General features: G+C 45.6%; 3 protein-coding genes and 1 pseudogene. 1 reads left to right on the forward strand and 3 read right to left on the reverse strand.

Annotation, left to right across the window (positions count from 1 at the left end):
- The 3 genes and pseudogenes from VIP81_RS14315 to VIP81_RS14325 form a co-directional block, all read right to left on the reverse strand.
- Window positions 1-752: pseudogene (locus tag VIP81_RS14315) on the reverse strand (hypothetical protein); the annotation flags it as partial.
- A gap of 42 nt (window positions 753-794) precedes the next feature.
- A complete protein-coding gene (gene porV, locus VIP81_RS14320; protein WP_331961791.1) occupies window positions 795-1973 on the reverse strand; it encodes a type IX secretion system outer membrane channel protein PorV in 1179 nt (392 codons plus the stop codon).
- 29 nt (window positions 1974-2002) lie between these two features.
- The gene (locus tag VIP81_RS14325) at window positions 2003-2509 is read right to left on the reverse strand and encodes a T9SS type A sorting domain-containing protein (protein ID WP_331961793.1); all 507 of its coding nucleotides are present in this window, start codon (window positions 2507-2509) and stop codon (window positions 2003-2005) included.
- A gap of 469 nt (window positions 2510-2978) precedes the next feature.
- Here VIP81_RS14325 and VIP81_RS14330 point away from each other — a divergent pair.
- Window positions 2979-4053, forward strand: a 1075-nt coding sequence (locus VIP81_RS14330; RefSeq protein WP_331961796.1) for an elongation factor G, incomplete at its 3' end; no start/stop codon positions are given.

Raw genomic sequence — 4053 nt, forward strand, 5'->3', positions numbered from 1 at the left:
CCAATAGGGCCAGCAGCACCAGTCGCACCAATATTTCCTTTATCGCCTTTCACACCGGCCGGTCCAATAGGGCCAGTAGCACCAGTCGCACCAATATCTCCTTTATCGCCTTTTACACCAGCGGGTCCAATAGGGCCAGCAGCACCAGTCGCACCAACATCTCCTTTATCGCCTTTCACACCGGTTGGTCCAATAGGGCCAGTAGCACCGGTAACGCCGGTAACGCCAATATCGCCTTTCACACCAGCCGGCCCAATAGGTCCGGCAACACCGGGATCTCCTTTAACGCCCTGTGGCCCTGCGGGTCCGTCGTTTCCTTTATCTCCCTTAAGTCCCTGTGGCCCAGGCGTGCCACCATTGGCCGCATATATTGCAAACGGAACACTCAGTAACTGAGAAATCCCCAGCTCGGAGAAATTGCCTCCGTTTATGGATATTTCAACTTTAAGATATTGATTGGCATTACTCCATGGCACAGCGTTGAAAGTGCCGGAAACAGGAATACCTCTGCCGATTTGCGCAGTAAAAAGTCCTAACTGATTAGTGGTCACAGCTTGTGTTTCCTGGTACTGCACATTCCCGGAGGAACTGCCACCAAGTATAGAAAACCGGATGCTCAGATTTTGATTCGATAGGGTAGTACCATTGGCATTCCTGGCTACAGCCTGATAGTTGATGCCGCCTAAGCCACTCTGGGCTTTTAGAGCAGTAGCAACCATCAGCATTATAAAGCACAGAAGCACATTTTTCATGTTGAATATTTTTATCCTTGAATAGCTAAAAGAGGGACGGTGTTAACGCTGTACGGCTTCATCCCGCGCTCCACCAATATTGTATACCAGTGAAAATTTGAGGGTTCTTTTCTGCACCAGACTTTCTCCGGTAGGTATCTGGTAAGCAATGTCCAGTGCCAGGTTGGAAACCCGTACACCCACGCCCGCAGAAAAATGCTGCCGGTAGCCTTTATAAGGATGTTCATAGAAATATCCTGCCCGCACAAAAAATGCCTGGCGGTAAGCGTATTCAATACCAGAACCAATCGTAAATTCTCTCAGCTCTTCATGAAAGCCATCAGGGGCATCTCCAAAAGAAGAAAACATCGCGTCTACTACGCCACGGTTAGGGTCTTTACCCTTTAAAATCTGGTTGGTTTCTATGCCATTGGAATCCAGCGCATACAAAGGGGGAGTGGGTACCAGTAATTTGTTGATGTCAACAGAAAGTGTGAATTCATGTTCTTGCGTATGTACAAACGTATAGCCGCCACCGATACGAAGATTCATCGGCAGAAAACTCTTCCGGGTATTATCATCAGTGTATTGCAGTTTGGTGCCTATATTGGTAATACTGATGCCAAAACAATAACGGTTGCCAAAATCCAGCTTGTCTACGCTGTTCTGATAATAATAACCCAGATCACCGGCTACTGCGGATGCAGGTTGCTGCTGTAAACTGTTGTAGGAACCCTGTCCCAACTGGCTGCGGATGTACCTTATACTCAAGGCCAGTGACATATGATTTCCCAGTTTCCGGGCGTAGGTACCATCTATCGAAAATTCTTTGGGGTTGTAATCCTGCATGACCGTTCCATTGTCATCCCGGAAAGTAACGGAGCCATAATTGAAGTACTTCATGGAAATGCCCACGCCTTCATATGGATTCAGATTTTTATAGGCGGCGACATAAGCCATGTTAGACTTATTGTTATTGAGCTCCCACATCCAGGGAGAGTAATTGGCGCTTACACCCCAATCTCCGGCAAATACTATTTTGGCCGCATTGGAAAAGAGGGCATTCACATCAGGTGTTAACCCGATGCTCGCATCTCCGGTGCCACTGCTTCTGGCATCGGGGTTGACCAATAAAAAACTGGCGCCGATATTAGGCGGCTTTTGGGTGATTTTTTGTGCTGATAAGGGTATGCCAGCTGTCAGAATACCTGCAAGAAGTATAGTTGTATAAAGGTATTTCATGTGTCGTCAATTGAAGGGTGATCGGGGGATTACTGCACAATGAGCTTCTCAAAGAATATATTCCCGCTTACATTTAGCATAACCGTGTATATGCCCGCTGCGAAGTGGTTAACGGGCAATACGACCGTACTCCTGCCCACACCCAGCTGCAAATACTGATGATAAATAGTTTGTCCGGCAGGATTAATAACCTCAAGGGTTATATTCACATTGGACAGCAGGTCAAATTGAATCTTGGTGCTGGTTACAGCCGGGTTGGGAAATAAAATGTAACTTTTAACGGGATTTATACCACCGAGGACTTTGGGAGATTCTTCCGGTTGCTGAAATCCCTGGGTAAGTAGGGTCTTGCCATTGGTAATGGGCAATACAATTGCTTCTCCTACGGTATATTGTATCTGGATGTTCTGGACAACACCGTTGCCGCCGGCATTAGCTACTACCTGCCGGTTTAGGGTTACCTGGGCTTTCGATGAAATACAGAAACAGGTCAGTAACAACAGCGCACAGGTGCAACTGAGTACAAGTGTTCTCATATTGAAAGGTTGATCTGTAAATGAAGATTTTGGAATAATGCTACAGCGCTATGCCGGGGATGCTATAAAATAGCATGCTTACCTGGTGTACAGGTATAAGTGTAAAGTTTTTCATTCATGATAATGCCTTGTTTAGGGGAAACCGATATTGACTAATGCTCTGCTGCCTTTACTTCTTCTTCTTTTCTTTGGGGAAAATCTAGCCGTTTAACAATTTGCTACGAATTTGACTGAAATATGCCAATAGGAAAACTATAATTTAACTTTTGGTTGTATTTGATAAAAAGATGGTAGGTACCAACTAAAAACTGGTTTTGCTGCTCATACTTATGCAAGACAGTTGTAATGTGACAAAACGCCCGTGCTTGTTAAAAAGAAATAACAATTTGGAAAAGCTGGTCGTTTTATTTATTGTCAAAAATAAGTTACCTTTGCCCCCCAAATTGCATTATTTAGTCACTTTAATATTATGGCAGACTTAAAATTTCAAAGGAACTTTGGTATTGCGGCGCACATCGATGCGGGTAAAACCACTACCACAGAACGTATCCTGTATTATACAGGTAAATCCCACAAAATTGGAGAAGTGCACGAGGGTGCTGCTACAATGGACTGGATGGCACAGGAGCAGGAAAGAGGTATTACCATCACATCTGCGGCAACCACTTGTTTCTGGAATTTTCCAACCTTACAAGGTAAAGCCCAACCTGATACCAAACAATATAAATTCAATATCATCGATACCCCGGGTCACGTGGATTTTACCGTTGAGGTAGAGCGTTCCCTGCGTGTACTGGATGGTCTGGTGGCATTGTTCTGCGCTGTATCCGGTGTTGAACCTCAGTCTGAAACCGTATGGCGTCAGGCTAACCGCTACCGTGTACCTCGTATCGGTTTCGTAAATAAAATGGACCGTTCAGGAGCTGACTTCCTGAATGTGGTTAAGCAGGTGAAAGAAATGCTGGGTGCTAACCCCGTTCCTTTGACTTTGCCAATCGGTGCAGAAGACTCCTTCAAGGGTGTTGTGGACCTGATTACCATGAAAGGTATTATCTGGGATGAAGAAGGAAAAGGTGCTACCTACCAGGAAATTCCTATTCCGGAAGATATGCAGGCGGAAGCAGAAGAGTGGAGAGCTAAACTCGTAGAAGCAGTTGCTGAATACGATGATACCCTGATGGAGAAATTCTTCGAAGATCCTAATTCAATCTCTGAAGACGAAATCCACGAAGCGATCCGTAAAGCTACTATCGATATCGCTATCATCCCGATGATGTGTGGTTCATCCTTCAAAAACAAAGGTGTACAGAAGATGCTGGATGCGGTTTGCCGTTACCTGCCTTCTCCAATGGATGTTGAAGCCGTAAAAGGTACCAACCCTGACACCGGTGAAGAAATTGAACGTAAACCAGATGCTAAAGCACCGCTGTCTGCACTGGCATTCAAAATCGCAACCGATCCTTTCGTAGGTCGTCTGGCGTTCTTCCGGGTTTATTCCGGTCACCTGGATGCGGGTTCTTATGTACTGAATACCCGTACCGGTA

The organism is Chitinophaga sp., from assembly GCF_036566945.1.
GTDB lineage: Bacteria > Bacteroidota > Bacteroidia > Chitinophagales > Chitinophagaceae > Chitinophaga.